The sequence below is a fragment of the Stenotrophomonas sp. YJH_SMC_64 genome (assembly GCF_059371375.1).
Map to the genome: position 1 here is coordinate 155,493 of NZ_JCAFUN010000005.1, position 24,289 is coordinate 179,781.

21 protein-coding genes and 2 pseudogenes are annotated in these 24,289 nt (G+C 57.7%); 11 read left to right on the top strand and 12 right to left on the bottom strand.

What is annotated here, in order from left to right; all coding sequences use genetic code 11:
* Positions 1-5 precede the first annotated feature (5 nt).
* The 8 genes from brxL (at position 6) to AC5P9L_RS06940 (ending at position 8,337) form a co-directional block, all read left to right on the top strand.
* On the top strand, positions 6-2,114 hold the full coding sequence (gene brxL, locus AC5P9L_RS06905) for a BREX system Lon protease-like protein BrxL (protein ID WP_495230582.1): 2,109 nt from the start codon (positions 6-8) through the stop codon (positions 2,112-2,114).
* Positions 2,115-2,455: 341 nt separating this feature from the next.
* Positions 2,456-3,412, top strand: a complete 957-nt coding sequence (locus AC5P9L_RS06910; protein WP_495230583.1) for a DUF932 domain-containing protein — start codon at positions 2,456-2,458, stop codon at positions 3,410-3,412.
* A complete protein-coding gene (locus AC5P9L_RS06915; protein WP_246864169.1) occupies positions 3,412-3,921 on the top strand; it encodes a JAB domain-containing protein in 510 nt (169 codons plus the stop codon). Before AC5P9L_RS06910 ends, AC5P9L_RS06915 begins: the two co-directional genes overlap by 1 nt.
* A gap of 122 nt (positions 3,922-4,043) precedes the next feature.
* Entirely contained in the window at positions 4,044-5,033 is a 990-nt protein-coding gene (locus tag AC5P9L_RS06920) for a YqaJ viral recombinase family nuclease (protein ID WP_495230585.1), read from the top strand.
* Positions 5,027-5,914, top strand: a complete 888-nt coding sequence (locus AC5P9L_RS06925; protein ID WP_495230586.1) for a recombination directionality factor — start codon at positions 5,027-5,029, stop codon at positions 5,912-5,914. The genes AC5P9L_RS06920 and AC5P9L_RS06925 overlap by 7 nt, the downstream gene beginning before the upstream one ends.
* A gap of 319 nt (positions 5,915-6,233) precedes the next feature.
* Positions 6,234-6,539 carry an AlpA family phage regulatory protein gene (locus AC5P9L_RS06930; protein ID WP_070473787.1) on the top strand — a complete coding sequence of 102 codons (306 nt, stop codon included), beginning with the start codon at positions 6,234-6,236 and terminating at the stop codon, positions 6,537-6,539.
* Positions 6,539-6,883, top strand: a complete 345-nt coding sequence (locus AC5P9L_RS06935; RefSeq protein ID WP_495230587.1) for a hypothetical protein — start codon at positions 6,539-6,541, stop codon at positions 6,881-6,883. The genes AC5P9L_RS06930 and AC5P9L_RS06935 overlap by 1 nt, the downstream gene beginning before the upstream one ends.
* Positions 6,880-8,337, top strand: a complete 1,458-nt coding sequence (locus AC5P9L_RS06940; RefSeq protein ID WP_495230588.1) for a YfjI family protein — start codon at positions 6,880-6,882, stop codon at positions 8,335-8,337. The genes AC5P9L_RS06935 and AC5P9L_RS06940 overlap by 4 nt, the downstream gene beginning before the upstream one ends.
* Before the next feature lie 125 nt (positions 8,338-8,462).
* Here the strand turns inward: AC5P9L_RS06940 and AC5P9L_RS06945 are convergent, their stop codons facing one another.
* The 4 genes from AC5P9L_RS06945 to AC5P9L_RS06960 form a co-directional block, all read right to left on the bottom strand.
* Positions 8,463-9,188 (bottom strand): MobA/MobL family protein, encoded by a 726-nt coding sequence (locus tag AC5P9L_RS06945; RefSeq protein WP_495230589.1) that lies wholly within the window; start codon positions 9,186-9,188, stop codon positions 8,463-8,465.
* A gap of 254 nt (positions 9,189-9,442) precedes the next feature.
* The gene (locus AC5P9L_RS06950; RefSeq protein WP_495230590.1) at positions 9,443-11,026 is read right to left on the bottom strand and encodes a hypothetical protein; all 1,584 of its coding nucleotides are present in this window, start codon (positions 11,024-11,026) and stop codon (positions 9,443-9,445) included.
* Complete coding sequence (locus AC5P9L_RS06955) at positions 10,954-12,255, bottom strand: Y-family DNA polymerase (protein ID WP_161613643.1); 1,302 nt, start codon at positions 12,253-12,255, stop codon at positions 10,954-10,956. The genes AC5P9L_RS06950 and AC5P9L_RS06955 overlap by 73 nt, the downstream gene beginning before the upstream one ends.
* Before the next feature lie 38 nt (positions 12,256-12,293).
* The gene (locus tag AC5P9L_RS06960) at positions 12,294-12,695 is read right to left on the bottom strand and encodes a LexA family protein (protein WP_495230594.1); all 402 of its coding nucleotides are present in this window, start codon (positions 12,693-12,695) and stop codon (positions 12,294-12,296) included.
* Between the two features lie 313 nt (positions 12,696-13,008).
* On the opposite strand from AC5P9L_RS06960, the gene AC5P9L_RS06965 reads away from it, so the two are divergent.
* Positions 13,009-14,165, top strand: a protein-coding gene (locus AC5P9L_RS06965) for an IS3 family transposase (protein WP_495230591.1) whose coding sequence is annotated in 2 segments (ribosomal slippage) — positions 13,009-13,249 and positions 13,249-14,165 — 1,158 coding nt in all. Because the reading frame shifts where the segments join, the coding sequence is not laid out codon by codon here.
* Positions 14,166-14,213: 48 nt separating this feature from the next.
* Here AC5P9L_RS06965 and AC5P9L_RS06970 read toward each other — a convergent pair.
* The 4 genes and pseudogenes from AC5P9L_RS06970 to AC5P9L_RS06985 all read right to left on the bottom strand — a co-directional run bounded on the left by AC5P9L_RS06970 (position 14,214) and on the right by AC5P9L_RS06985 (position 17,412).
* A complete protein-coding gene (locus AC5P9L_RS06970) occupies positions 14,214-15,281 on the bottom strand; it encodes a 2,3-butanediol dehydrogenase (RefSeq protein ID WP_099497895.1) in 1,068 nt (355 codons plus the stop codon).
* Positions 15,282-15,367: 86 nt separating this feature from the next.
* Complete coding sequence (locus tag AC5P9L_RS06975) at positions 15,368-16,435, bottom strand: NAD(P)-binding domain-containing protein (protein WP_495230595.1); 1,068 nt, start codon at positions 16,433-16,435, stop codon at positions 15,368-15,370.
* A 12-nt stretch (positions 16,436-16,447) separates the two neighbouring features.
* A pseudogene (locus AC5P9L_RS06980) lies at positions 16,448-17,002 on the bottom strand (Tn3 family resolvase); the annotation flags it as partial.
* Positions 16,999-17,412 (bottom strand): MerR family transcriptional regulator, encoded by a 414-nt coding sequence (locus AC5P9L_RS06985; protein ID WP_099475787.1) that lies wholly within the window; start codon positions 17,410-17,412, stop codon positions 16,999-17,001. The pseudogene AC5P9L_RS06980 and the gene AC5P9L_RS06985, both read right to left, overlap by 4 nt.
* 103 nt (positions 17,413-17,515) lie before the next feature.
* On the opposite strand from AC5P9L_RS06985, the gene AC5P9L_RS06990 reads away from it, so the two are divergent.
* Together AC5P9L_RS06990 and AC5P9L_RS06995 are read left to right on the top strand one after the other, a co-directional pair.
* A complete protein-coding gene (locus AC5P9L_RS06990) occupies positions 17,516-18,133 on the top strand; it encodes a cation efflux transmembrane domain-containing protein (protein ID WP_062607640.1) in 618 nt (205 codons plus the stop codon).
* 956 nt (positions 18,134-19,089) lie between these two features.
* A pseudogene (locus tag AC5P9L_RS06995) lies at positions 19,090-19,361 on the top strand (integrase core domain-containing protein); the annotation flags it as partial.
* Positions 19,362-19,428: 67 nt separating this feature from the next.
* On the opposite strand, the gene AC5P9L_RS07000 reads toward AC5P9L_RS06995, so the two are convergent.
* The 4 genes from AC5P9L_RS07000 to AC5P9L_RS07015 all read right to left on the bottom strand — a co-directional run bounded on the left by AC5P9L_RS07000 (position 19,429) and on the right by AC5P9L_RS07015 (position 23,880).
* A complete protein-coding gene (locus AC5P9L_RS07000) occupies positions 19,429-20,304 on the bottom strand; it encodes a hypothetical protein (protein WP_075675221.1) in 876 nt (291 codons plus the stop codon).
* 5 nt (positions 20,305-20,309) lie between these two features.
* The gene (locus AC5P9L_RS07005) at positions 20,310-20,519 is read right to left on the bottom strand and encodes a hypothetical protein (RefSeq protein WP_197572745.1); all 210 of its coding nucleotides are present in this window, start codon (positions 20,517-20,519) and stop codon (positions 20,310-20,312) included.
* 35 nt (positions 20,520-20,554) lie between these two features.
* Positions 20,555-21,964: a J domain-containing protein gene (locus tag AC5P9L_RS07010; RefSeq protein ID WP_495230592.1), complete on the bottom strand. Its 1,410-nt coding sequence runs from the start codon at positions 21,962-21,964 to the stop codon at positions 20,555-20,557.
* Positions 21,965-22,584: 620 nt separating this feature from the next.
* Positions 22,585-23,880, bottom strand: a complete 1,296-nt coding sequence (locus AC5P9L_RS07015) for a tyrosine-type recombinase/integrase (protein ID WP_495230593.1) — start codon at positions 23,878-23,880, stop codon at positions 22,585-22,587.
* Positions 23,881-24,289: the final 409 nt, after the last annotated feature.

Consider the following 24,289-nt stretch of genomic DNA (forward strand, 5'->3'; position numbering starts at 1 on the left):
GCCCTATGGACGAACTCGACCAAAAACTAAACGCCACATTCGACGGCAAGGTACTACGTAAGGACCTGCTGCATCGAATCAAAAAAGGCACCAACGTCCCGACGTTCGTCCTGGAGTTCCTGCTAGCCAAATATTGCGCTAGCAACGACCAGGCAGAGATGGATGCTGGCATGGAGGCCGTGCTGTCGTCGCTGCAGGAAAACTACGTGCGCCCAGACGAGGCCAATGCCGCGCAGTCCAAGGTGGCCACCAAGGGCAAGCATCGGTTCATCGACAAGGTCCACGTTCGCTACGTTGAAAAGGAAAAGCGGCACTGGGCATCGCTGGAAAACTTCAACTCGCAACGCATCGCGATTGGCGAGAAGTTCTACCGTGACAACGACAGGCTGCTGGAAGGCGGCATTTGGGCCGAAGTCACCCTGGCGCACAACGACATCGACGAAGACGACTATGCGTTTTCTATTGAGGACCTGCGGCCGATCCAGCTGACCCGTTTCGACTTCGACCGCTATGCAGAGGGGCGCGGGGCGTTCACGCGCGATGAGTGGATAGCGGCGGTTCTGCGCTCCGTCGGTTTGGAACCGAGCAAGCTCTCGAAGCGTGTACAGATGCACTTTATCGCCAGGTTGGCTGCACTGGTGGAGCCCAACTACAACTATATCGAGCTGGGTCCGCGCGGCACGGGCAAGTCCTATTTCTTCAGCGAGTTCTCACCCTACGCCACTTTAATCTCGGGCGGCCAGGCTACCAAGGCCACGCTGTTCTACAACAACGCGCGCCGCAAGGTGGGCCTTGTTGGGTTTTGGGATACGGTCGCTTTTGATGAGGTCGGTGGCATTAAGGTGCGTGATCCAGACACCATCCAGATCATGAAGGACTTCATGGCCAACGGACGCTTTTCGCGCGGGGCTGAGGTCATTGCTGATGCCAGTTTGAGCTTCGTTGGCAACATCGACGTGTCCGTGCAGCAGGTGGTGAACTCCAACGAGCACGATCTGTTTCAGCCCTTGCCGCCAGAGCTGGACTTGGCCGTGATGGACCGCTTCGCTGCGTACATTCCTGGCTGGGAAATGCCGAAGAACAGCAGCGAGTTTTTGACCAGCAATTACGGATTCATCACCGATTACTTGGCAGAAGCCTTCCACTACCAGTTCAAGCACACGAATCGGTATGAGGAAGTGAGCAAGCGCATCCGGCTCGGCAAGTCGATTGAGGGGCGTGATGAGAAAGGCATCAAGAAAACCGTCTGCGCTTTCTTGAAGGTCTTGCATCCGAACGGGCCACCGACGGACGAGGAGTTCGAGGAATACGTGGCCTATGCCACCGAGTGCCGCCGCCGCGTCAAGGAGCAGATGAACAAGCGCAAGCCGGACGACGAGTTTGCGCGCATCAACCTGTCCTACTTCAAGGCCAGTGGCGAGGAGGTGGTGGTTTTCTGCCCTGAGTCGAAAGATGCGTCGGCAACGCAAGAGCCTGCGCGCCGTCGTTTGAATCAGGCGGATGGCCAGCCTGTTGAGGCAGTCGAGGTACAGCCCGCTGCGCAACCGGCGCCTGCTGCTGCGGAATCTCCAGTAGTGCCGACGTCGATATCACCGGTCCCGGCATCGGCTACGGTTGGGCCTTCCCCTGTTGATCTCAAGGAACAGCACTTCACCATCCTCTATGGCGATACCGGGCACAGCTATGAGTCGATCCTAGGCCCCTATCTCCAGGGCGCGAAGTCTGTCGTGATCGAAGATCCGTACATCCGGCTGCAACACCAGATTCAGAATTTCGTGCGCTTCTGCGAAACGGTGCTGAAGGCTGGAACCGTGAAGAAGATCAGCCTGATCACCGGCTACGACGACAAGACCCAGTTGGCCGACATCGCTGAGAAGCTCGATGAGTTGAAGCAGAGCCTGCTGGAATTGGATGTCGAGCTGGAAGTGAAGTTGAACCCGAACATGCACGACCGAGAGATTCGTATCGACAACGGCTGGGTGATCAAGATTGGCCGGGGGTTGGACTTCTTCCAAAAGCCCGGAGGGTGGTTCGAGGTAGGCGTAAATGATCTCAGTTTGCGTAAATGTCTTGAGACCAAGGTTGATATATTCAGGGTTGGAATAAATATTTGACCTGATTTTTCATAAATGAAATTCAGTTTAATTTTATTAATATGATTGTAAGAAATTTCAAGCACATATCATTTTGATGAGGCTGGCGGTTGCTGGCTTCGCGTGTTGATGCTCCGCAATGAAGCATCTTCCCTGGGTATGGCTGTATGAAAGAAAGATCCGATTGTCTGTACTGTGTTTTGGTTGTCGCAGCCTCCATCATCGCTGCGGTTGCTCGGTGTGCTTTGTCTTCGGGCAGAGAAGACATCGAACCCTTTAATTGATACTGCATTGGCATACGCACAAGGCCCGGCATCGTCCGGGCCTTGTGCGTTTGTGCCATAAGAAGCGAGGAAAATACGATGCATCTGGTTGAAACAATGGCTTATGCGGGTGCTAGGCCGTGGCATGGTCTGGGCAATAAGCTTGAACAGCACCAGCCCATTGAGGTCTGGAAGCGTCAGGCAGGCATGGATTGGCAGATCGAGGACTCCGAGGTCCGCTTCATTACGGGGAGCAGTGCCATCGGTGCCATCCACTCCTTCCCGGAGCAGAAGGTGCTTTATCGCTCCGATACCAGGGAGCCGCTGGCTGTCGTCTCCAAGCGGTTCAAGGTGGTCCAGCCGGGAGAGATCCTGGAGTTCTACCGTGACCTGACGCAGCACAGTGGCTTTGAGCTGGAGACGGCGGGGGTGCTCAAGGGTGGCAAGAAGTTCTGGGCCATGGCTCGGACGGGCCAGAGCACTTCGCTGAAGGGGCGTGACCGGGTGGATGGCTATCTTTTGCTTGCTACTGCCTGTGACGGCACGTTGGCCACCACGGCGCAGTTCACCTCGGTGCGCGTGGTGTGCAACAACACCCTGCAGATCGCTCTGGGAGACAGCAGCGGAGCCATCAAGGTCCCGCACCGCAGTCAGTTCGACCCGGATGCCGTGAAGCGGCAGTTGGGGATCACCGTCTCGACATGGGACAGCTTCGTGGCTCGCATGAAAGCCCTCTGTGACCGTCCAGTTGACCCCGATACGGTCGATGGTCTGTTGCGACGGGTGCTTACCTACCAAGGCCAGGGCAGCACCGCTGAGGTCGTCAACGAACAGGCGCTGGCCAGTGTCCGTGCCCTGTATGAGGGCGGCGGTAGAGGCGCTTTGTTGCCTTCCAGCCGTGCAACGGCCTGGGGCGTACTCAACAGCGTCACGGAGTACGTTGACCACCACCGACGAGCTCGTAGCGATGATCACCGCCGTGATGCGGCATGGTTCGGTGCTGGAGCTCAGCTCAAGCAGCGCGCGTGGGACGAAGTGATGAAGTTGGTGGCCTGATGGCAGCGCAGGCCTATCACATGACCACATCAAGGGCCGGATCCAATGAGGAGGAGAGCAGGATCCGGGTACGTGAGGACAGGACGATTGCGAGGGCGCTGCAGATCCTGCAGAAACGGGCATCGTTGCCAGGAGAGGTGCTGGGAGGAGCAACCCAGGGTGCATTGTTCTTCCGGCTACGTCTGGGGGGCGAAGACCGCGAGCATTTCGAGGTCGCCTTTCTCAACACGCAGTTCCAGCTCATCGCAGTTGAGCGGCTTTTCTCAGGGACGATTGATGCAGCCGAGGTCCATCCTCGGATCGTGGTTCAGAGGGCACTTGCCCACAATGCATCGGCGGTACTCATGGCTCACAACCATCCAAGCGGTAGCCTGCAGCCCTCTGCGTCAGATCGGGCAGTCACGGCGCGGCTGAAGGCTGCCTTGGACACCGTGGACGTGAGGCTGTTGGACCATTTCGTTGTCACCAGCCATGAGGTGGTCTCGATGGCCTCTCAAGGCATGGTCTGACAGAGCTGCAGCGATCAGTGCTGTCGCTTCGCCCATCCATCTTGCCCACATCGATAGCTTGAAATGAATGACCTGACCAAGGCCGCCCATCAAGGCGGCCTTTTCTATTCCGGAGATTGCCAATGAGCAAGCACACCGCGTTGCGTTTGGTTGATACGCGTTCACTGGATCGCCAGCAGTGGCTGGAGTTCCGCAATGGCGGCATCGGTAGTTCGGATGCCGCCACCGCCGTCGGGTTGAACCCTTACAAGAGCCAGCTGGAGCTGTGGCAGGAGAAGACGGGGCGCAAGCCGATTGAAGAAGTCCAGCCTGGACAAGAAGATCCTCGCTACTGGGGAACCCTGCTCGAACCCATGGTTGCCACGGCCTACCAGGAGCGCACGGGGAACCGGGTACGCCGGGTCAACGCCGTTCTGCAGCATCCGACCTTCCCGCACATGCTGGCCAACCTCGATCGAGAGGTAATTGGTTCCCCGGGGGTCCAAATCCTTGAGTGCAAGACAGCAGGGGAGTTCGGCTCTCGGCTGTGGAAAGACGGGGTTCCCGAGTACGTGCAGCTGCAGGTACAGCATCAGTTGGCAGTGACGGGGAAGCAGGCAGCAGATGTGGCAGTGCTGCTGTGTGGCCAGGCGCTGAGGATCCACCGTATTGAGCGAGACGAAGAGATCATCAGCCGCCTGGTGGTATTGGAGGCCCGGTTCTGGGAGCACGTCATCAATGACATTGAGCCACCAGCCGATGGCTCGGAGTCAGCGGCCAGGGCGTTGCGGAGCTTGTACCCAGGCAAGGACACCGTTGTCGATTTCAGTCAGGACCAGGAATTGGTCGAGACCTTCAGCAACCTGGTCTCGTTCACTGAGGCAGTTGCCGAGCAGGAGCAGCAGGCAGAACTGCTCAAGCAGACACTGCAGCAAGCCATGGGGGACGCTTCCATTGCCCGGTTCGGTTCACTGGGGGAGGTGATCTACCGCCGCAGCAAGGATGGCACGTCACTGGACACCAAGCGGCTCGCAGCAGAACACCCGGAGATTGCTGCGGCCTACACGGTCGTACGTCCGGGTTCGCGCCGCTTCCGGATCAACACCACGATCAAAGAGGTCACATCATGCTGAAGGGATTGGCTATCACGCCGCCCGTGATTGGGCGTATTTCCATCGGCCGGGTAGTGGAGCGCAATGGCAAGCGGCTACCTGAGAAGGACGATCAGTTCACCCTCACCAGCCAGGTCCAGAACCGAGAGGGCTGGGTGCTGCATCCACTGGATGAAGAGCTGCGGAAGGCATCGGAGGGGAACAAGCTGCGATCCATCCCGGTACGGCTGCTCTTCGACGACCCGACACTGAACCTTCGGGCGGACTACTCGCTGTTCAATCGAGAGAACGGAAGGCCGCTGTGCGTAGGCAACGGAGAGACCTGTCGACGTGCTGGGCCTGAAGGCATGGAGACGCTGCCATGCCCAGGGCCGGATGCGTGCCAGTTTGCCAATGGGGGCTGCAAAGCTTATGCACGCTTGAACGTGGTCATTGGGGACGGGGAAGGTGATGCGATGGGCAGCTTTGTCCTGCGTACCACCTCCTACAACACCATCCGGACACTCGCAGCGCGACTGCACTACCTCAGTGCGGTGTCAGGTGGTCGGCTGTCCTGCCTGCCCTTGGAGCTGAAGCTACGAGGTAAGTCCACCACGATGAGTTACCGATCAGCGATCTACTACGTCGATCTGGTGGTTCGGAGTGGTCTGACACTGGAGCAGGCTGTCGCAGAGGCGGTGGACCGACACGCCGCAAGAGCTGCGGCGGGTATCGACCAAGCTGCACTGGATGAGGCAGCGAGACAGGGCTTCGCAAATGGAGCCTTCGAGGATCTGGACGAAGACGTGCCGGCCGTGGTCGAGGAGTTTTATCCGTCAGGGCATGGCGAGGTTGCACAGGCTCCTGCGAAGGAAAGTCTCAAGGATAGGCTGGAAGCGCAAGCGTCTCGGTTGGTGTCGTAGGGGAGTAGTACCGGTACGGATCTGTATCAGGTACGGACAAGAGGCAGTTCAGGTCCTGAGCGGACATCGGATGGAACGGACCGGTTTGTGGGCGCAGAGGACGAGACATGCCAGGGAGCGAAAGCTCCCTGGCATGTAAGTGTTTGATTTTTCTTTGATCTGGTCGGTTGTGCGCATCCCTGGAAAAAACCTGGATTTTTTTTCCCTGTACCCCCAACAGCAGCATAGCGACACTGATCACGTCGGAGGCCAATCACCTTCGATAGGAAACCGGCCGGATTCCTTCCTGAAACGTTCAACACAACGAAGGAATCAACAAATGAAGCACATGACGTCCAGTCTGCGCCAGGGCGTAGACAAAAGCATGACTTTGGCCGAAGAGAACAACAGTGCTGGGAAAGCAGGCTGGCCGGATAGCCCGACGCTGCGTTTGAAGGAGCTGATCAAGCTGCTCCGTGTCAGCAGGAGCAAGGCCTACGAACTCATGAAGTCCGATCCGGACTTCCCGAAGGGCATTCCGCTTTATGACAGCGAACTGTCCCCGAAGTTCTACTGGACGCATGAGGCCATGGCATGGGCTGAAGGGCGTGCCGTCAAGTTCCGTCGTGCGAAGGAGGCGAAGTGATGATGACTAACTTCGTAAGCCACACCTCGCCGCTTGACGCACTCACGCACGCTCTGGGTGAGCAGTTGTCCAAGGGGAAGAACAAGCTTGAGCAGGATTTCAGGGAGGCCTATCCGATCCTGGAAGAGCACATAGCAAGGAAGATGCGCAAGAAGATCTTGGTAGATCAGTTCAATGCTGCGTACAAGCATGAGCTGAACCTGATTCAGTTCCGAAAGCTGCTCAAGGAGGAGCGTGCTCGTCGCCATGCGGATGGCGATGCTACCCGGTGCCAGAGTTGTGGACAGCTGTTGGTCGAGGCAGAAGATAACACCTCTGCTGAGACGACAGGGGAGGATGCATGATGACTACTAATCGGCAGCGTTATGCCCCCAAATATCCTCTGGAAACCTTTCACCATGTTGCTCGTGAGGCTGGTCTTGAGCTCCTCCGCAACGTGCAAGTTCCCGATGCCATGGTTGGCATGGGTCTTATCAATGCCATTTCGATGGCGTGCCAGGGGCTGATTGATGTCAAGTTGCCGACCGGACAGATCAGGCCCGTAACGCAGAACTTGATGCTTGTGGCTGAGTCTGGTGAGCGCAAGTCGACGGTGTTCGAGCTGCTGCAGGCACCTTTCCGCGATGCAGATACGAAGGCGATGACTGCGTTCAAGCAGCAGTCTGAGTGTTATGAGATCGAGCTTGGACTCTGGATGGCCAAGATGAAGGGCCTGAAGAGCGCGATCAGTAAAACGGTTGCCGGTGGTAAGTCTGTGGAAGCACTGGAGGCACAGCTGAAGGAGTATGCAGAAAAGAAGCCTCTGAAGCCTCGCCTTCGTTGCTTCCTCAGGCAAGACATCACGGCCAAGGCCATCATGGAAGCTGTGCAGGGTGATGGCGAATCCATCGCTATCACTACTGATGAAGGTCACATGTTGTTCAAGAGCGAGGCAATGGCGAATGTAGGCCTGCTCAATCGTCTCTGGGATTCACCAGGAATGATGCCGTTGGATCGTGCGGAAAACGAGCATCTGACTGCGATGAATCCGCGCGTTTCTGTGAGCATCATGACCCAGTACGAACCGCTCAAGCAGTTCCTCAATAGGCGAGGCTCTGTCGCAAAGGGGAGTGGACACTGGGCACGCTATTTGGTTGCGTGGCCTCGCTCCATGATGGGCTACCGGCGAATCGAGGACGTGGAGCCGGTATGGGAACATCTGCCGGCATTCCATGATCGGATCTCTGAGCTGTTGTACAAGTACAAGGAGCTGTCAGCTTCGGGAGTCATTACTCGTGAAGTGGTGTCCTTCTCCATCGATGCTAGGGCACGCTGGGTAGAGTTGGCATCAGAAACTGAGTCTTTGCTGCGCGACGGGGAGTACTTGAGTGATATCAATGACTTCGCGGCAAAGATCATGGAGATCGTGGCACGACTCGCTGCATCGATGCAGTACTTCAGTGGAGAGGGAGGTGACATCACCCTCGATACGATCAATCGTGCCTTCGACATCGTTCGGTGGCATGTTGATGAGTACAAGCATCTGTTCTCACCAGCGTTCGTAGTATCGCAGGATCAGGCCGATGCTCAAGCTCTGGATCGGTATCTGTATGCCAAGTGGTGGAGATGGATTTATTCGGATACGTACGTTCCCAAGAACCAGGTTTTACGCTGTGGACCTGTACGTAACCGAGCAAGGCTGAATGCAGCTATCTCGATTCTTGAAGGTCAGGGAGCAATTCAGGTCTGCAGTGGGTACCGGGACAAGAGGACGTATCTTCGCTTGATGAATCACTACTTTGACCGGAGGGCGCTGTAAGCAGTCTTTGTACCAAGGGAGCCCCGGCGATAGGCCGGGGCTTTTCTAACGTGGTCAGCAGATGTCATTGCGATTCTGCGACTTTGTAGCAGAATCGCGGGTGAGGTACTGGCCTCTGTCTGATTTTAAGTGTCTGAAGCTACCTGCGCTTCTTTACGACATTGAGCATACTGCGACTTCTCGGCGTCGGCCATCTCCTTAACGAAGCGTTGGCCGAGGTGGCGCTCAGGGGGCCTGGAAATGCCTTGATCACGCAAGCTGCGGTGGTCTACGCGGGTTGAATAACCGTTTTCTTCAAGGAACTGATTCTGGGTGTCCGCTACAAGCTTTCGCTGTGCAGTCACCTGCTGCTTCAACTCCATTGGGCTCTTTCCGCCACTATCCTTGCGGCATCCGCCTGCGGAAGGATTCTTGGCGTTGTAGCGGGCGAAGGTCTGTTCAGGTGTACGGGGGATGCCATCAGGCAGTCTGTCTGAGCACATCAGATGGATGTGCGGGTTCGGATCCCCACCGAGTTTTCCTTCAGGTGCATGGAGCGCGTACTGGTAGGGTTTGATCCCTGCGAGATTCTTTGCAAGCCGGTCGGCAAGTTCGACCTGCTGTTCAGTACTGAGCTCACTCGGAAGAGTGATTTCGTGTTCTCGGTACACTGCTCCGTTGGCACGCTCATGCTTGTCAGCAACGCTCCAGAACCGTTTCGGATCATCTCCTGCCCATTCGGGCATGTTCCCATGTCCTGTTTGGATAAGGTCCTTCTTGTCACTATGAGATCCTTTACGATCGATATAGTTGGCGTGCCTGCGTGCGCTGCCTTTCTTTCCACTTTTGATGCTGTAATGGAAGCTTGCCATTGCTGTATCACCCTTTCTCTAAGGAGAATAAAAAAGCCGACAAGAGTGATTCTTGTCGGCTACCGGTAGATACTCATGATCGAAGATTGTTGTGATTAGATAGAAAGGGTAAGTGCGCGTACCACACCCTGCCTGTAATCTATCGTAAGTTCTATTTGATTCTATTCCCTTCGATGCCTTTCGTTCTTCGTGTTGTTACTTCGAAGGACGGGAGTGAGTTTCTACATATGTATAAGGGTGATGCAAGTTAAAAATTACATTGCATGCGAGGTGGCTTGATCTTCGATATATTGAATAAGGTCTTCGCAAAACATGTTGATCTTTACCTCGTATTCGTTGCCTGCTACGAGATCGAAGTGAGAATGAGCTATGGTCATGTGTTTCAGGTAGGCGAGCTGAAATTTCATGAATGCTTCCATTCGGTTGTTGCGTCCGAATAGTAATGATAAGACGATGCAGTATCGATGATAGAGAGTAATCATTGCGCCTTGCGGAATGTAATCCTCTTCATACAGCTCTCCGATGTCTCTTGATGGATCCAGGTGGCTCAGTAGACGAGATACCGTTTTTTCACTAGAGATCTGCCCTTTCCAGTAGGGCGTGTACTTCGTTTTTATCTTCTTTTGTATCTTTATAGCTGATATGGCTGCGATGCAGTCTGCCATTGAGATATTGACGGCCTCGGGATCTGTTCTGTGCCACTCGTGGAAGACATAGGCATGCAGAACCTTCTGCGTTTCGTCAGCTATGTTTGGGATTTCGCTGGATCTAAACTCTTCACCAGTGGCTTGGTGAACCAGACGTGCCAGCTCCTTTGCATGGGTTTTCAGGAAAGAGTGAATAGCTGCGAGTGATGTGACAGGTCGCAATAGGTCATCGCTCTCTGACGGTGAGGAGAGGGCGTGAGCGAAGAGTGGCTCTATCTTGTATTTACTTAACGCTTCGTTTTCTGATTCGATAATTCGTTGATACTCGCCAACGAAGTGCAAGAATGGAAGGTTTATCAAGTAGATGTATAGTCTTTCGTGGATGGGGGCGGCTTCTTTGCTGGTCAGGAGTGATGAGGGTTGATAGCTTTCTATTTGATGTGCGCCAAACATAAAAGCGCTTGCTATGGCTTCATCATCGCCGGCGAAAGCTATGTAGATGGGATCAATAAGTTCCTTTATTTGTCTGGCGTAGTATTCAAGGAGTTTCGAAGGCGTGAGCTTGTTGGTGTGTATGTGCTTAAGTATCTCCTCGTCGATCTCACGCTCAAGTGTGGACATGAGATAGGAGACTGCTTTGATGGTTTTTTCGTTTCTTGGGGTGTTGCGTTCCGTCCAGTGCTCGAAGGTGGCTTGGGATGGCCCTGGGAGGGAGATTCTTTCGAAAAGTTGTCCCTTAAATGATCTGTTGCTGCGATAGAGAAGCTTGATTGTTTTGATGGTCGTGATTGGTAGTTTTGAATTTATCGATGGTATTTCTATATTAAAGTTTGATTTGATGAAATTGATCGCCCCCTCTAAATTCTCTTTAGTTATTTCCTCTCTGTATATGGCTGGATTGGATTTTTGGCTGCCTTTTGGCTCATGTGGGGGCGTGCGGTTGAGCTCTTCTAAAAGTTCGTTGATGCTTCCAGTTGCTGATTGATCTGTTAATTGATCTTTTTCGAAGTTAAAGCGCGGCTTATACTTCCCTGGTTCGATGTTGCTGTCTTCCATTTTCAACCACCATCCTTTTGGTTGTGTATAGTGTTTGATGATCGCTATTTCGCCGATCCTTGTCAGCGCACCTGCAGAAGGTCGCCCCACTTCGTTGTATAGCTGGGCGACAACGAATGCAATATGGGTCGCCATTGAGCGTTGATAGTCACGTTGGACTGCTCTCCAAGTCTGGCTCCACCAACCCGCCAGCCCACGTTGCCTACTCCCACAGTGCCTCTGCCGAACTTCGCATTGATCTGGTCCAGCACGGCCATGGTGCGTTCGGCTTTCTCGTTAGGGCCAACGAAGAGGTCTGCCTGACGGGCTTCAGCCTGTACCAAGTTGGTCAGACCCACACCTCCACGTTTATAGGCCTGGATGCCTTGGCCACGGTCTGCCTGATCCATTATCGACTTGGCCAGGCGTCGCACTGTCCGTAGGACTTCCCCTGTGTCCTGCGTAGGAAAGGGGAAAGGTGCGGCTCTGCTGGCATGGAACGAATCGCCCTTGAAGGGGTTGCCGTCCAGCCAGACCCACAGTGCACCTGCCGCTTGGCCTCGCTTACGTAACTTCTCGCAGGCCACGCTGCAGAACGTGGCCAGGGCCTCCATCGGGTCGGTCACGTCACGACCAAAAGTACGGCTGACCACCAGTTGCTGGCGTTCGGGTTCTTCCAGTTCCAGATCGCTGCAGGGAATTCCCCGCAGCTCCATTTGGGTGCGGGCCAGAACTACCCCATAGTGCGCACGAACATGGTCGGTGGGGAGTGCGGCCAAATCTGCAGCAGTTCTTACCCCTTCGCCTGCCAGGCGTTCGGCGTAGCGCCTACCCACTCCCCACACATCCTCGACGGCCAGAGCGTTGACGTTCTGTGCGGTGGCATGGAAGACGGCCAAGGAGCCCGCATGGACGGCACGCTTGGACTGGTCCTTGGCGAGCTTGTTGCCTGCCTTGGCCAGGGTGCGTGTGGCACCCAGGCCAGCGCAGCAGGGAATGCCCACCCATTGCAGGATGCGTTGGCGTGCTTCCAGGCAGGCCGCAAGAGGGTCTTTGAGGCCTTCCAGGTCGACGAAATTTTCATCGATTGAATAGATCTCCACCCTGGGGAAGAGATCCTGCAGGATCGTCACAATCCTGGCTGACAGATCCCCGTACAGCGCGAAGTTGGCTGACCTGACGAGGACCTGTTTTCTGATGTCCTTGGGGACCTGGAAGATGGGCATACCCATCTTCAATCCCAAGGCCTTGGCCTCTGGCGACAGGGCGATACAGCATCCATCGCCATTGCCAAGCACAACAGTGGGCTTGCCTCGCAGCTTGGGGTCGAAGACCCGCTCGCATGAGACATAGAAGGTGTTGCCGTCGATAAGTCCGTAGCGCATGCGGGCACGGTACGGGGCTCATGTATCAGGAGCTGAGATCAGAGGTGCTGGGTGATGGACCAGCGAACCACACCCCAGATTTCCAGCTCGACATCCTCTGGCACGATGATGGAGGGATATCCGCTACCGCTGGCCAGGACCATGCAGTTGTTACGTATGTAGAGCTTCTTGCAGACGAAGCCGCCCTCCCACAGGGCCACGACAGTGTGCCCAGGCCGTGGGCTGATCGAACGATCGACAACCAAGAGATCGCCGTCGTGGATACCGAAATCGGCCATCGACCCGCCGCAGTCGGCCTGCACAAGGAACGTAGCTGGTGGGTTAGGCACCAGCTTGGCGTTGAGGTCCAAGCGGTCCTCTTCCCGGAAGAAGTCTTCGGCAGGGCTAGGAAAGCCGCAGGCTGCAGTCGAGGCCAGAACAGGTAGGTGTAGGGATGGCAAGCCGTCCCGGACAGGTAGAGCTATCGCAGGCAGAGTCATCATTGGTATGGCGCTCCATAGTCGTGAGTTGGAGCTAGATGTAGGCTTGTTAGTTATATTACTAACAAGTCATTTGAGGCAAGCAATTGAGGAGCAAAGTGGCCTCGACCTGGCTGGTAGGGCGGCTCCCAACTCCGCACTGATACTCCTTTTTCAGCCGGGCGGCGAGAGGAACCCATGGGCTCTAATCATTACGTATCATCGACTTACCCGGGTTCACCCCCGTTTTCACGGACACTTACAAGAAGGCCGATCGAGGCCATGAGGAGTGTTCATGTCAAAGCGTCGCAAGTTCAGTGCCGAGTTCAAGCGTGGTGCGGTGGAGCAAGCCAGGCGGCCAGGTGTCAGCTGCGCCCAGGTGGCCCGTGAGCTGGGCATCCGCGACAGTCTGCTGACCCGCTGGAAGCGGGAGGCGGAGACGGTGGGGAAAGCCGCCTTTGCGGGTACCGGGAGCCCGCGTGACGAGGAGGTGGCCCGGCTCAAGCGTGAGCTGGCCCGGATCACCAAGGAGCGGGATTTTTTGCGCGAAGCGGCGACGTTCTTTGCCAAGGGATCATCTTGAGGTATCAGGTGATCGAGCGTTGCCGCGATGAGTTTCCGATTCGCCTGATGTGCCGCTGCCTGCGGGTTTCGACCAGCGGCTACTACGACTGGAGCAAGCGCTTGCCCAGTGCCCGACAGCGCGACAATGAGCGCTTGCTGGGCCGTATCCACGCGCTGCATCAGGACAGCCGGGGCACGTTGGGTGCCGGCCGCATGCAGGAAGATCTGGTCGAGGAAGGGCTGACGGCCAGTCGGAACCGGGTTGCCCGGCTGATGGCGGCAGCGGGCCTGCAAGGCTGGCCGCGCCCGAAACGGCGTGGTCAGCGCGCCCAACCGGCACTGACGCCGCCGGGCGTTCGCAATCTGTTGGAGCGTGATTTCAGCGCCTCGGAGCCGGAAACCAAGTGGGTGACTGACATTACCGAGATCAAGACCCAGCAGGCCAAACTGTATCTGTGCGTCGTGCTGGACCTGTTTGATCAGCGCATTGTGGGTTGGTCCATGCACCACCGGCAGGACCGGCAGATGGTGATCAGGGCCGTGCAGATGGCGGTTTGGCAGCGTCAGGAGCAGCATCCGCTGATCCTGCATTCCGATCGCGGCAGCCAATTTCGTAGCGGTGATTACCAGGATTACCTGGCCGCCAATGGCCTGCTTTGCTCGATGAGTGCTGTGGGGCATTGTGGTGACAACGCCGCCTGCGGAGGCTTCTTTGGCCTGCTCAAACGCGAGCGGATCTATCGCACAACGTATCCAACACTCGATGCCGCCCGGTCCGATGTGTTCGAATACATCGAGCGCCGCCACAACCCCAGGATGCGACGGCGACGGGTCAAGCAGGATCAGAAGTTTTCAGCCCTTTCCAAACAGTCCGTGATTTCGGGGTAGAACCCGTTGAGAGCATTGGGTGAAAGGAGGATCGGAGCAAAGGCCGGCTTACTTCAATCGCGGCTGAACGATGATCTTCACCGCCGACTCATTGTTGTGGATCAGGGTGTCGAAGCCTTGTGAAACCAGGTCGTCCAGCTGGATGCGCTGGGTGATGAAAGGCTCCAGGTCGATCTTCCCCTGTTCCACCAGCTTGATGGTTTCCCGATGGTCGTTGCAGTAGGCGATGGTGCCGCGCACGTCCAGCTCCTTCATCACCACGCTGTGCACGTTGATGGTGGCCGGATGGCTCCAGATCGACACGATCACCACCACGCCGGTGGGCTTGGTCGCGGCCACCAGGGCGTCCAGCACCTTGTTCACGCTGGTGCATTCGAAGGACACGTCCACGCCCTTGTCGCCGGTGAGCTTCATCGTTTCCGCCACCACATCCACTTCGGACGGGTCCAGGATGTGATCGGCAACGCCGGATTCGCGGGCTTTCTCTTTCCGCTTGGCGCTCAGCTCGGTGATGATGACGGTCAGGCCCTTGGCTTTCAGGATCGCCGACAGCAGCAGGCCGATCGGGCCGGCGCCGCCGACCAGGGCCACGTCGCCGGCCTTGGCGCCGCTGCGGGTATAGGCGTGGTGGCCGACCGACAAGGGTTCGATCAAGGCGGCATGGTCCAGTGGGATGTCGCTGGAAATCGGGTGCACCCAGCGGCGCTTGACCGCGATCTTCTCCGACAGGCCGCCGCCGCGGCCGCCCAGGCCGATGAAGTTCATGTTTTTCGACAAGTGGTAGTTCTCGCCCGGCCCCGTGGGCACGTCGTCGGCCACGATGTAGGGCTCGACCACCACGTGCTGGCCGACTTCGATGTCGTCCACGCCTTCGCCGACGGCATACACCACGCCGGAAAACTCATGGCCCATGGTGACGGGGGCGGACTCCCCGGAAATCGGGTGCGGATGGCCGCAGGGCGGAATGAAGATCGGCCCTTCCATGAACTCGTGCAGGTCGGTGCCGCAGATGCCGCACCAGGCCACTTCGATGCCTACGGTGCCCGGCGCCACGACGGGTTCGGGGATGTCTTCGATGCGGATGTCGCCGCGGTCGTAAAAACGTGCTGCTTTCATCGGTCAGACTCCGTGCTCGTGAATTCCTGTGGTCGTTGCCGGAGCGCCTCGCCCCTTGCCGGGGAGTCGCTCCGGAAGCCTCCCGCTCAGCGCAGGTGATGCACTTCCTGCAGGCCATAGACCTGCACCGGCAGATCTTCCTGGCGCGCTTTCAACTGCAGCGCCAAGTATAGCGAGTAGTGGCGCGACTGGTGCAGGTTGCCGCCGTGGAACCACATGTTTTCCTGCTGCGTGGGCTTCCACATGTTGCGCTGTTCGCCTTCCCAGGGGCCGGGGTCCTTGGTCGTGTCCGAACCCAGCCCCCAGACCTTGCCGACCTTGTCGGCCACTTCCTGGCTGACCAGATCGGCGACCCATCCGTTCATCGAGCCATAGCCGGTGGCATAGACGACGAGGTCGGCGGGCAATTCGGTGCCGTCGTCCAGCACCACGGCGTTCTCGGTCAGGTGGCTGATGTCCTTGCCCGACTGCAGCTTGATGCTGCCGTCGATGACCAGATCGCAGGCGCCGACATCAATGTAGTAGCCCGAAGCGCGGCGCAGATACTTCATGAACAGGCCCGAGCCGTCGTCGCCGAAGTCGAGCATGAAGCCGGCTTCCTCGAGCTTGCGGTAGAACTCGGCGTCGCGCTCGCGGATGCGGTCGTACAGCGGGATCTGGAAGTCCGCCATGATGCGGTAGGGCAGCGAGGCGAAGATCAGGTCGGCCTTCTTCGTCGTCACGCCGTTGGCGACGGCGCGCTCGGAATACAGGGCGCCCAGGCCGATGTCCATCAGCGAATCCGAGCGCACGATGTGGGTGGAGGAGCGCTGCACCATCGTCACGTCGGCGCCGTGTTCCCACAGCGCGGCGCAGATGTCGTGCGCGGAGTTGTTGGCGCCGATCACCACCACCTTCTTGCCGCGGTAGGCATCCGGCCCCGGGTGCTGCGACGAATGCTGCTGCACGCCCTTGAAGACGTCCTGGCCCTCGATCTTCGGCACGTTGGCCTTGCCGGACATGCCGGTCGCGAACACCAGGTGCTTCGGCCGGATGACCAGCGTCTCGCCGTCGCGCTCCACCGTCACTTCCCATTCCTTGCGGGCCGCGTCGTAGCGGGCCTTCACGCAGTTGGTGGAAGACCAGTAATTGACTTCCATGACCTTGGTGTACATCTCCAGCCAGTCGCCGATCTTGTCCTTGGGTGCGAACACCGGCCCTTCTTGCAAGTCAGCCGCCTGCAGCCACGCTTGGGTCGCCTCCACCGGACACAACCGCGACAGCGCCGGCACCTTATAGGTGACGCCGGCCGCCTGCCGATCGCCCTTGCTGCGCGGCAGGAAGCAGGTCATCCCCTGTCCCGGCACCAAGGTGAGATGGGCCACTTCCAGACGCAGCAGTTCATCGCCACGGAAGCCACGCCAGAATCCGAGCAGCACCAGCGCTCGGTCCCGCTGGTAGCGAAGCGCCGCCGCACCGTCACCCCGGGCATGTGCCGCGGCGATCGCTGCAGCCAACCAGTCATCGAGCTCGACCAGCCGGCGGATCTGGAGCGGCGCGGCTTGCTTGACTTGGCCTGGGTGCAGGGTCTGCGCATAGGCGGCCAGGTACCGGGCGATGCTGTCAGGTGTGGCTGGGAGGTGGCCTTGCCATTCGACTTCAAAGTGCCGCAGCGCCGACGCATAGCTGCGCACCGTGTTCTGGCGCGTGGCCGCATCGAGGTAGCGGTCCACTTCGGTCACTGGTGCGCGGCCTCCACAGAAACCGGCTGGCGCAAGGTCGACAGGATGGTGCATTCAGCACGCTGCCCTCCGTGGCAACCGGCAATCACTCGTTCCAGCTCGCCGGCCATGCGCTGCAGGTCGGCCATCCGCGCACGCACGTCGGCCAAGTGGCTGCGGGCCAGCCGATCCACATCTGCGCATGAAAGGGCCTCATCCCCGGCCAACTGCAGCAAGCTGCGGACCTCTTCCAAGCTGAAACCCAGGTCCCGACCGCGCGCAATGAAGCGCAACCGTTCAATGTCCGCCGGGCCATAGACCCGGTAGCCATTGCCCGAGCGCCCCGGGCGCGGCAGAAGTCCGATCCGCTCGTAGTAGCGGATCGTCTCCAGGTGGCATCCGCTGGCATCGGCAGCCTCACTGATTTTCAATCGTAGTACGCTTGACTCCGTAGTAGCTACAGACTTTACCCTCACAGCCTGTGCCATGCCAGCCCCGCCCGGCGCGGCTTCCCTGCGACTGGAGAATGATCCGATGAGTGACTGCGGCTGCCATCACGAGGCCAAGAACGCGCAGGAGCGCCGCGTGCTCTGGATTGCCCTGGCCTTGAACGCGGCCATGGCCGTGATCGGCGGCATTGCGGGCTGGATCGCCCACTCCACCGGCCTGTTGGCCGACGCCCTGGACATGCTCTCCGACGCCACCGCCTATGCCATTGGCCTGGTCGCCATCGGGCGCACGGCCCGCTTCAAGGCGAACGCAGCCTGGGTCAGCGGTAGCGTACTGATGGTGCTGGGCGTGGGTGTGCTGGTGGAGGTCGGCCGTCGAGTGATGTACGGCGCCGAGCCGGTGAGTGGCTGGATGATCGGCACGGCGCTGCTATCGCTTGTGGTCAATATGACCGTGCTGCGCATGCTGGCGCCGCTGAAGTCCGGCGAAGTACACCTGCGGGCGACTTGGTTGTTCACCCGCGCCGATGTCGTGGCCAACGTCGGGGTGATTCTGGCCGGCCTGTTGGTGTGGTGGCTGGCCAGTCCGTACCCGGATTTCGTGATCGGCGCCTTGATCGGGCTGTATGTGATCAAGGAAGCCGTCGAGATCCTGGGTGATGCCCGCCGCGCACGTGCCGACGCACGCAAGACCCCTGCATGACCGCCCTTGGCCCGCTGCGGATGTGCCTACGCTGGCTGCTGCTATCGCAGCTGGCCGTGGGCTTGCTGGTCCAGCCGGTCTTGGGTATGGCGAGCGAACTGCACGTTCACGCTCATCGGGCCGCTGCCGCCCATGGTCCGGGAGCGGCCGCACCGGCACCTGAGCGTGGTATTGGCGCCGCCTTGCACCGGCTTCACCAACTGGCGCTGTGCTGCAGCCAGGCCGCACAGCCCCCTGAGATCCTGCTGACCGTTGCGAACATCGGCTCGCATCGGCCAGCGATGCAAGCCAAAGCGAGCACGTATCCGCACGCGCACCCGGTCGCGCCGTTTCGGCCCCCGATCGCAGGGTGATGTCCGCCGGCAGCGCCAGCCTAGCCAATCGATTGAGGTGGCAGGCGGCGACGGACGGTACATCGCGATGGTTCGATGCCAATGGTCAATTGGTGGCGACTGCGTATTGTTGGAGAGACGGTGGTCCGGATGGGCAAACGCACGGGGACTGCCTGTATGGCGAGGGTGCGGTGATTGCGCTGACCGAGATCGGCCGCACGCAGCTCGAAGGGCTCGTCGGCCCCCGCCGGGTCGAAACCGTGGCTCGGCGTGCTCGATCACATAACGCCCAGAACCAAGAGCGATTCGCTGCTTCGAGACCGCCCGACGATCCAGGATTACCTGAATAGTGCCGTTCGTCTTGTGCCGATATCTGAATCGCTTCCCCGCTAGCACTGAATAGTTGCATCGCCACCGGTCACATGCCTGTGATTCAACGCGGCTGGGAAGGCCGTGCTCATCTCCCCCGGCTGTTCTCGAAGGTCCGCTTCTGGCCGAAAGCGGACATCGGTGCCATGCCAAGAGTCCAACTGGCTGGCTGCTGTGACCACTTCGTTTGGCGGCGCTGTCCAACTGCTTGGTTGTTAGTAGCATGACCTGAGCAGGAACCGATGGGTCGCTACACAACTAGCCGAGGCCGGGGTCGAACTGTCGGCGGGCAGCGTGCACGATAGCTATGGCAGCACGCTGGCCGAGACGACCAATGGGCTGTACAAGGCCGAGGTGATCCATCGGCATTCGTGGCGCAATCGCGATCAGGTGGAGCTGGCTCCACGCTGGACTGGGTGTACTGGTACAACCACCAATGACTGCTGGGGCCGATCGGGAACATCCCGCCAGCGGAAGCCGAAGCGGCTTACTATCGGCAGCAAGCCGGTCAGGCCAAAGCGGCCTGAATCAAATCCAGTGCCTCCAAGAAAGTCGGAGCGGTTCAGTTACACAAAAAACCCTGCACACGCTCACCTATGGACGAAGGTTGTCGATTAGGTTTGTGACTGACGATGGCTCGCACTGAACTGTTGCGGCGTGACGGCCATTGATCTCGACATTGACCCCCGCCTCCCTGGCGCCACTCTCACTAGTCTGGTCGAAGATACTGTAGACCGTATTTCCCGTAGGAATCCTGACCGTTTCCATCGACGAGGTTCGCGCCACTGAAACCATGCTGTGGAGGACAGAGAGGTTCATCTCGGGCTTCTGCGTACGTCGCGCGAAGATGTATCGCAGCTCCGAGCCAGAATCGCAAAGCGCTACCTGCTTCTGGTTCGTGGTGGTGCAGCTAAAGATCAGCCGCTCAGCGTTTGTGCATGTCGTCGCATCAGTTGATAGCGATGTGTATGCAGGCTCCACAGGTGACTGCATGGAGCCGGCACTGTAAGGTGCAATACACTGACCAGACTCACATATCCGGTCACCCTTGCAGTCAGTATCCTTTCCGCATTGCGAGAATTCCGGCTCTTGCAAAGGGAGCTGAGATTCCTGCTGCTGCATTGCGGGGGGCGTGGCAAGTGACGGATTTGGAAGATCTACCGGCAGGTCAAGCCCGAGCGCGCGTCTGACCACGAAAGCGGCTTCTTTACCGACCCCGCAGCTCTCCAGCGTGTCGACCAGTGCCCCATTCCATTCCCGGTCCGGAAGCTTCTCGCCCCGAACATAGTCGTCGATCTGTTTGGTGCTGAACTTTCCTTTCAGTTCCTTGTACGAGCACGAGCACAGTTCTTTCGGGATGCCCTGAGCGGAACAGCTGGCCACATATCTGCTTCGCGATTTTCCATCGCATGCCACAAGTAGCATCGAAAGGATCATCGTCATGATGATGATTGTTGTGTTCTTTGCCATTTAGTTCACCTTTTCGATGCCAATACCAGACCCAGTACGCCAAGTAGAACAATGCCGCCGAGTATCTTTCCAAGCGACGGGAAGATGATTACAGGCCAGACAAATGATTTGCCCAGGTTGTATGCAAAGCCCCTGTAAGCGTCGTCGCCCCACCAGTTTCCGTAGAAAGCGAAGATGATTGCAATGATGAAATAAATTACGGCCAGTTTCTTCACGGTCATTCCTTGATTTTTAAGCTGTTTCTTAGATACTAGGCGATCCACTCAAGAAGTGCGCTCTCGATATTATCGTCAACTTCATCCAGAAATCCGGGAATGGCATCCGTGGGCAGATATGCGTCTGTTGCCTCGCGCATGAAGACCAGGAACTCGTTGCCGAACGCGGTCACTGGGTAGAGCTCCATAAGCGCGGGCGAGCGGATGGAATGCTCGAACTCATCAATCAAGCCGGAGGCATCCCGTTCTGATATCAGGAGCTTGTATCGGCTCCATCTACGCATGAATTCGTTGAAGAATCCCGAATTCCTTAGCTCCTGCTGGATGATCTCCATCTTGTGGAGGCCTCTGATGGCCTTGAGGCCACTGACTTCGATGATGCATTCGATCAGCATGGCAGTCGCAGTAGCTGCTGCGATCTCATCCGCATAATCACGCGCGTCCGGAATGTTTGCTCTGATCAAATGCTCAGCGGCGGCGATTGAGTATGTAAGGAGCTCAAAGCGAATGGCGTCGCTCGTCCAGAGTGAACGCACGTCGCGAGGAACCGCGCTGTCTGATTCAATCCATTCTCCAAGCGAGAGGGATATCGGCAGCAGCAGGTTAGCAAGCTGCATGACCGCTTGCTCCGCTCCTTCAGTGGCCCTGATTTTCTTTCCTATATTTTGCTCAAAAGTCTTGTAGTAGCCCTTTTCCAGCAGCGTGATGGCTCTATGTCCTGTTCCGGCAGAAGCCGGGCGCTTGTACCTGGTCTCGCGCGGCGCATTGGCACGGCGCTGCTGACAAAAGGCATTGAAGAGATCAAAGAAATGATGGACTTCGTCTGAGTCAGGTACGTTCAGTTTCCCAAAATCATGCCCATTGACTTTGATCCTGCTCTTATAAGCCTCGATGCTTTCGATCTTTTCCACTTGGACCGAGCAGAGGGATTCGAAGACCGCCTTGAATCTGACCTCATGCTCTGTGATAAGCACGCCCTCTTTGGCACTTCCAAAGACGGTGTCGTCGATCAGCGCGATGACATTGCGCGGGTTTAGCCCTCGGCCGTAGCTTTCCAGAGCACCACCCAGCTTTTTCTGCGGGATGTTGGGAGCGACATGTATCTTCTGGAAGAACTCGTTGTCCGGTGCATGCCGCTGAAGAAATTCCAGCAACGACCTGTGTTCGTCTTGCTCCGGAATAGGTGGTGGTGAAGCGGCCGGTTTGGCAGATTGCTTCCCGCGCTGCTGATCAAACCGAGCCCGCTCACTCTGATCTTTAAGAATGGCGTAGGCCGCGTTCAGTTCCTTCATTTTTTCCGTGGCCCAAGCGAGGGTCTCGGAATCGGAGCTGGCATAACGATCTGGGTGATACTGGCTCCTCCGTCCCTTGTACGCGAGATCGATTTCGTCGATTGACGCACTGGGGCGGATTCCCAGCACTTCGTAATAATCCTTTTCCAACATGCATCCCCCCTGATGCTTCCTTTCTCGCCTTTGACTTTTCGTCAAAATTGTTTGGAAGAATAGCATCAATGATGAATGGAAGGGGGGATTCCGTTTTTTGGGGGATCCCAAAGCAGATTTAGGTAGCCATGCCTGTTTTGCATCGACGTGAGGCTTTGTTGCATCTTCGGTCCGCCCAATTGGCTGGAGCGGTTGATCAGTGCGTCCCGTACTTGCAGCTCCGTTACCTGCCGTTCGAAGGTGCAGCGCCGCCGCAGTCGGCCTGTACCAGGAACGTTGCTGGTGGGTTGGGTGCCAGCTTGGCATTGAGATCCAAGCGATCCTCTTCCCGGAAGAAGTCTTCAGCAGGACTGGGGAAGCCGCAGGCGACAGTGCTACCGAGAACGGGTAGAGGTAGGGACGATGAGGCGTCCCGGACAGGCCAGACTGTCACAGGCAAGGTTTTCATGGGCGTCGATGGCCAAAGCCGTGAGCTATGGCGCGATGGGAGTTGTGTTAGTAATATTACTACTTCCCATCTGCCCGTCTGTCCACCCCCATCCTAGTGAGATGGGGGTAGAGCCCTGTTCAACTTGTCGTGGGAGATCCAGAGATTGAGTCGAGGCCGGATGTCTTGAACACTATTCGTGTCGGTCTATGGGCTGACTAGAGCAGTCCGGAGCAGGTCTGGGGAGGATGAAATCAGCCCATGCCTGCATCATGGGGCGTCGTTGCTCCAGCAGATCGGTGCGGTGATAGGCAGCTTCGACCTTGTTTTGGACAGTGTGGGCCAGCGCGCGTTCAGCAAGATCCCGAGCATAGCCTTCCTCGCTGCACCAGTCGCGAAAGCTTGACCGGAAGCCGTGCGCGGTGGCTATCCGCTTGTCGCTATCGCTGTGGGCCTTCAGGCGGCGCAATAGCGCAGTTAGGGTCATGTCCGAGAGGACTGTTCGGGAATGGATCGATGGGAAGACCAGATGATCGTGCTTGCCTACCTGTACCTGCAGCAAAGTGATGGCTTGCTCAGAGAGTGGGACTCGATGGGTCTGGCTGGCTTTCATGCGATCGGCAGGAATGATCCAGACTTTGTTGCGCAAATTGACCTCATCCCAAGTCATTCCCCTGACTTCGCCAGAGCGCGCAGCGGTCAAGATCAAAAACAGCAGCGCACGTTTGGTGACATCTAGCTCGTATGTATCCACCAGTCTGGTTTTGACAAACGCCGGGATGTCAGTCCAGGGCATGGCAGGTTGGTGCTCTTGTCGGACCGTCTTGCTGGGTTGTACCGGTAGCAGATGGGTGACTACATCCACAGGGTTGGCTTGGTTGAACCCGTGCGCCCAGCCCCAGGCCATCACGGCATGCAAACGCTGCTTTACCCGGGAAGCGGTCTCCGCTTTTTCCAGCCAGATCGGGCGCAAGACATCGGCCATATGACGGGGCTGAAGTTGGTCCATCGGCAAGGAGCCGATCTTGGGGAAGGCGTACTCGGTAAGCGTGTTGATCCACTGCTGGGCGTGCTTGGCATTCTTCCACCCTGGCTTGAGTTCGGCATGTACCTGTTCTGCCGCCTCTTGGAAGGTTGGCATCACGGGTGCAGCAACTGCGGGCGCCTTGGTCGCCAGGGGATCTTGCCCAAGTGCAATCTCTTCGCGCATTTCGCGAGCCAGCTTGCCGGCAAGGGCGATGCTCACATGCGGGTAGCTGCCGAGGCCTGCATTGCGGCGTTTGCCAGTGGCAGGGCTCACGTAGCGTAGGACCCACTTACCTTGCCCCTTCTTTGTGCGTGAAGGATGCAGGCTTAGGCCGGGGACTCCGCCGTGTGGCAGTGCTGTGCTCCCGGGAGTGGTGCTTCTGGCTTTGATGTCGGTAAGCAGTGCCATGGGTGTCTGGTATGCCATCTGGTATGCCATCCAGTATGCCATCTGGTATGCCATTTCGCGTTGGGTGGTGATGGCTGTTGCTGGACGGTGCTGGATGATGTCACTTGTAAGCCATTGAAATTAAATGGCAAATATAATTTATTTGCGATGCCGCTGGATTTCCTTGGACGGATCTATGGCAGTCCCCCTCTCCGCCAGATAAAAGAAAAGGGCTGCCGAAAGGCAGCCCTTTTCTTTTATCTGGCGCGGGACACGACGCGCGTTTCGCGCGTCGCCCCACACGTTGCGTGGCAACGCGTGGGCCCCTCCCTTTGCCTGCCTCTCCCCGCCCCTGTCGGGGCAGCCCCTCAACAGAGGGACTTGTTTCACCCGGCGATTCCCTGTGTGGCGGATGCAAGTCATTGCTTGGATGAGTTCGGTGATCATCCCCTCGACTGGAGAGGGCTGCCGAAAGGCAGCCTTT

Bases quoted from the DNA above. Each gene is read 5' to 3' on its own strand.
- brxL (WP_495230582.1), top strand. From the start codon at position 6: ATGGACGAACTCGACCAAAAACTAAACGCCACATTCGACGGCAAGGTA.
- AC5P9L_RS06910 (WP_495230583.1), top strand. From the start codon at position 2,456: ATGCATCTGGTTGAAACAATGGCTTATGCGGGTGCTAGGCCGTGGCAT.
- AC5P9L_RS06915 (WP_246864169.1), top strand. From the start codon at position 3,412: ATGGCAGCGCAGGCCTATCACATGACCACATCAAGGGCCGGATCCAAT.
- AC5P9L_RS06920 (WP_495230585.1), top strand. From the start codon at position 4,044: ATGAGCAAGCACACCGCGTTGCGTTTGGTTGATACGCGTTCACTGGAT.
- AC5P9L_RS06925 (WP_495230586.1), top strand. From the start codon at position 5,027: ATGCTGAAGGGATTGGCTATCACGCCGCCCGTGATTGGGCGTATTTCC.
- AC5P9L_RS06930 (WP_070473787.1), top strand. From the start codon at position 6,234: ATGAAGCACATGACGTCCAGTCTGCGCCAGGGCGTAGACAAAAGCATG.
- AC5P9L_RS06935 (WP_495230587.1), top strand. From the start codon at position 6,539: ATGATGACTAACTTCGTAAGCCACACCTCGCCGCTTGACGCACTCACG.
- AC5P9L_RS06940 (WP_495230588.1), top strand. From the start codon at position 6,880: ATGATGACTACTAATCGGCAGCGTTATGCCCCCAAATATCCTCTGGAA.
- AC5P9L_RS06945 (WP_495230589.1), bottom strand. From the start codon at position 9,188: ATGGCAAGCTTCCATTACAGCATCAAAAGTGGAAAGAAAGGCAGCGCA.
- AC5P9L_RS06950 (WP_495230590.1), bottom strand. From the start codon at position 11,026: ATGGCGACCCATATTGCATTCGTTGTCGCCCAGCTATACAACGAAGTG.
- AC5P9L_RS06955 (WP_161613643.1), bottom strand. From the start codon at position 12,255: ATGCGCTACGGACTTATCGACGGCAACACCTTCTATGTCTCATGCGAG.
- AC5P9L_RS06970 (WP_099497895.1), bottom strand. From the start codon at position 15,281: ATGAAAGCAGCACGTTTTTACGACCGCGGCGACATCCGCATCGAAGAC.
- AC5P9L_RS06975 (WP_495230595.1), bottom strand. From the start codon at position 16,435: ATGTACACCAAGGTCATGGAAGTCAATTACTGGTCTTCCACCAACTGC.
- AC5P9L_RS06990 (WP_062607640.1), top strand. From the start codon at position 17,516: ATGAGTGACTGCGGCTGCCATCACGAGGCCAAGAACGCGCAGGAGCGC.
- AC5P9L_RS07000 (WP_075675221.1), bottom strand. From the start codon at position 20,304: ATGGCAAAGAACACAACAATCATCATCATGACGATGATCCTTTCGATG.
- AC5P9L_RS07010 (WP_495230592.1), bottom strand. From the start codon at position 21,964: ATGTTGGAAAAGGATTATTACGAAGTGCTGGGAATCCGCCCCAGTGCG.
- AC5P9L_RS07015 (WP_495230593.1), bottom strand. From the start codon at position 23,880: ATGGCATACCAGATGGCATACTGGATGGCATACCAGATGGCATACCAG.